Source organism: Xanthomonas sp. 3058, assembly GCF_014199765.1.
Classification (GTDB): domain Bacteria; phylum Pseudomonadota; class Gammaproteobacteria; order Xanthomonadales; family Xanthomonadaceae; genus Xanthomonas; species Xanthomonas campestris_B.
Genome location: NZ_JACHOF010000047.1, coordinates 1 through 2970, shown reverse-complemented (window position 1 = coordinate 2970; position 2970 = coordinate 1). Strand labels below are relative to the sequence as shown.

Sequence of the window (2970 nt, the reverse complement as noted above, 5' to 3'; positions counted from 1 at the left end):
AGCGCCGAAGGCCTCTCCAGCCAGGCCCTGCAACAAGGCGGCATCGGCCTGATCATGACCATGCTCATCGTCACCGTACCGACCATCGCCGCCGCACTATGGCAGGGCAATATGGGCACGTTCATGGCCTACTCGGCGTTTAATAATGCAGCAGCCCCAGGTCCCCAGGGGCAGCCAGCTGGGTCGTATATGCCGCAGCAGGTGGCTAAGGGCGGCGAACAACCGCAAAGCGGAAGCGCAGGCAACACCTCACATGCGACATCTAAAATTACTGGTGCAACGCCTATACAAATATCCCAGCCAACCGGCTCGCGTGGACAAGCTGGGCAGCAAGATGCTTAATCTTTTTTGCACGATCAAAAAATTACCTCTCTTGATGGTCACAATGACCAAAAACCCTACGGTCATTTTTATTTTTGCATTCTTTTTTGTTTCTGGCAGTGTACTTGCTCAAGGCTGTCCAGTTGGACAATATCAAATTGGAGGCCAAGGGGCTGTTGCGTGCGCGCCCATCCCTCAAGGAGACCCAATCCCAAAGGACCCACGCCCTAGCGGCAAGTGGATCAAGACTTGGGGTGCGATTGCCGGCGACGGCAATGAAAACTTAGGCGTATCTACTGGAAAGTTCAAAAAATCTGAAGCTCAGCAAGATGCACTTGAAAAGTGTGAAGGAGCAAGCAAAAAAAAATGCAGCATTCTTTATGTTTATGAAAATAGATGTGCCGCAATCGCTGAACCGGAGCTCAGGGGATCCATCATAAGGGGTTTTGCAGCTGGCCCATCAATTGAAGTCGCAAGTAAGAATGCAATTTCTTTTTGCAAAAAATCAAATTCCGGCAGCCAGTGTAAGACAATATATACGGCGTGCACGGAACCAGTTTTTAAGAGCTTTTAAGCGCAGCACCAACACATATTCAGCTCTAAAAAATTTTGGATTATTGTAAAAAAATAATTTATTGGAAATTTATTTCCATAAAAGAGTAGATTGCTTGACGCATTTTCTGCTGCACTTGATCACTCTTCAAACTCCTGCCCAAACCGGCGGCGGTCACTACGAAGTGATCGCCTACTAAAACTAACGATCCCTTCACTTTCTACACGCTGGGCGTCCGCACCGACTTGGGGCTTCGGTAGATTCCGCCACCGGCACCTTTACTGTCACTGTCACTGTCACTGTCACTGTCACTGTCACTGTCACCAACCCATACTGCTTCAACGCAGCGTAGGCACAGATCTTTGCACGGGTCTGTCCATCGCTTACCTCCGTGGTAAGACACAGGATTCCTCATGTGCTGCGCAGCACATGACTCGCACGTCATAGGAGCGATGCGGTGGATAGAGCACTCTCCCCTCATGAGGCACGTTGGCACCGGTCAGCACAGACCCTTCAGAACCTGATGATCTTGGTTGTCTTAACGCTTGCGCTTACCGTCAGCCTACTCGCCCTTGCCTACCGCGGCGCGCTCACTGTCCTGCTCGGGCTTACGCACTATGTGGCCCTTGTCGGTGCCGGGCTACACTTTGTAATTGTCCTGCTGCTGACAGTGCGGATTGCACATGCCGCGAGCATCTGGAAAAACCTGCGCAGCCAAGATAAGCAGACTGCGGAATTACGACAGTTGCACAAGACGATCTTCAACACGACCTACATGACCGCATTGATGCTCCTATTGGCCGTTGGTGCGACGTGCATTCCCTTACTAATGCGCTTGGTGATGCAACTCCCTGAGCTCGGATTAGTGTTCGGCTTCCTGCTCATTGCTGTCGTGCTGCACAGCGCCAATATCAACCGCAGTGCTCGCCAACTGCGCAATGCGATCACCGCCGCAGAGCGGTCTGCACAGCGCACAATGGCGGCATGAACAGTTATCTGAAAATCAATATTTTGGGCTGTCTTTTCCTAATTCTCTTGGCAGGGTGCAACCCCATGAATGCCGCTTCTGAAAAGCACGAAACCGACGCGACCACTGCCGACGGCGATCCGGTCTACCGCAAGAACCCTCATCCGATGCAGGCATACCGGATCACGATGACCATCGAGGATGCGCCGGGGCCGTTTGAGCGGATTTCGGGAACAGCATTCTATGAAATGACCAACCACAAACAATGCACGCCAATCGAACCGATTGCAGGTGTCTGGAATAAATCCAGTGAAGATGGGATACCCATTCACTTTAGTAAAGTCAATGACACCACCTATGTGGCGACCATCTATGCAGATGGGATGGTAGATGCGGACTATTATGGCAAGGGAACGTGTTCTTTTGAGTTAGACGGAGTTGGAATTTCCCTGAAAGCGACCGAAAAGCATGAAGACACACGCTTTCAGCCGGCCCTGTTTAAGAACGAGATTTACAGCCCGGCCCCAAAGGTCACTTACTTTTGGAAAGGACGCTACCCAAAAGAAGATGTCGACAACTTCCCTGATAGCGGCAGATCAAGAGTCGACCAATTCAATGACAATGCCCGCAATGACATCTTTAAAGTCACCCTGACTACTGAAAAGGTGATCCCATGAGCCTTACGAGCCAACAGTATGCGGCGCTATCTGACGATGTTTATAAAGAACCGCGAGAGACGGGCCTGGATAGCCGCCCTGCAAACATTGGCGGCATTACTTATAAGCGCCTTGAGTATGTAGACAGTCCTTCAGGCTATCAAGGCATTATTTATCAGCGGATCGATAATGACGAAATCATCGTCGCCCATCGCGGCACCGAGACTGAGCGCGAGCTCAAGCAGGATGGTGTCTACACCGATGGCGGCATGGTCGCAGCACGTCACAATCGCCAGGCCGCCGAAGCAACCGAGTTGACCAAGCATGCGTTGGTCTATGCACAGAAACTCGGCAAGGACGGCGAAACGCTCGACGTCACCGTCACCGGCCATTCCCTCGGCGGCAATCTGGCCCAGGTCACTGCGCACCACTTTGGTCTCAAGGGCGAGACCTTCAATGCATACGGCGCGGTT

General features: G+C 51.8%; 4 protein-coding genes and 1 pseudogene. All 5 read left to right on the top strand.

The features are described from left to right. Positions 1-342: pseudogene (locus GGR61_RS20790) on the top strand (Type IV secretion system protein virB6); the annotation flags it as partial. Further along, complete coding sequence (locus GGR61_RS20785) at positions 314-895, top strand: DUF4189 domain-containing protein (protein WP_326520651.1); 582 nt, start codon at positions 314-316, stop codon at positions 893-895. The pseudogene GGR61_RS20790 and the gene GGR61_RS20785, both read left to right, overlap by 29 nt. Positions 896-1397: 502 nt before the next feature. Next, positions 1398-1862, top strand: coding sequence for a hypothetical protein (locus GGR61_RS20780; protein WP_260289070.1), 465 nt, complete (start codon positions 1398-1400; stop codon positions 1860-1862). Then, complete coding sequence (locus GGR61_RS20775) at positions 1859-2518, top strand: hypothetical protein (protein WP_184623808.1); 660 nt, start codon at positions 1859-1861, stop codon at positions 2516-2518. Before GGR61_RS20780 ends, GGR61_RS20775 begins: the two co-directional genes overlap by 4 nt. Then, a partial coding sequence (locus GGR61_RS20770; protein WP_184623806.1) for a DUF6792 domain-containing protein occupies positions 2515-2970 on the top strand: 456 nt, incomplete at its 3' end. The genes GGR61_RS20775 and GGR61_RS20770, both read left to right, overlap by 4 nt.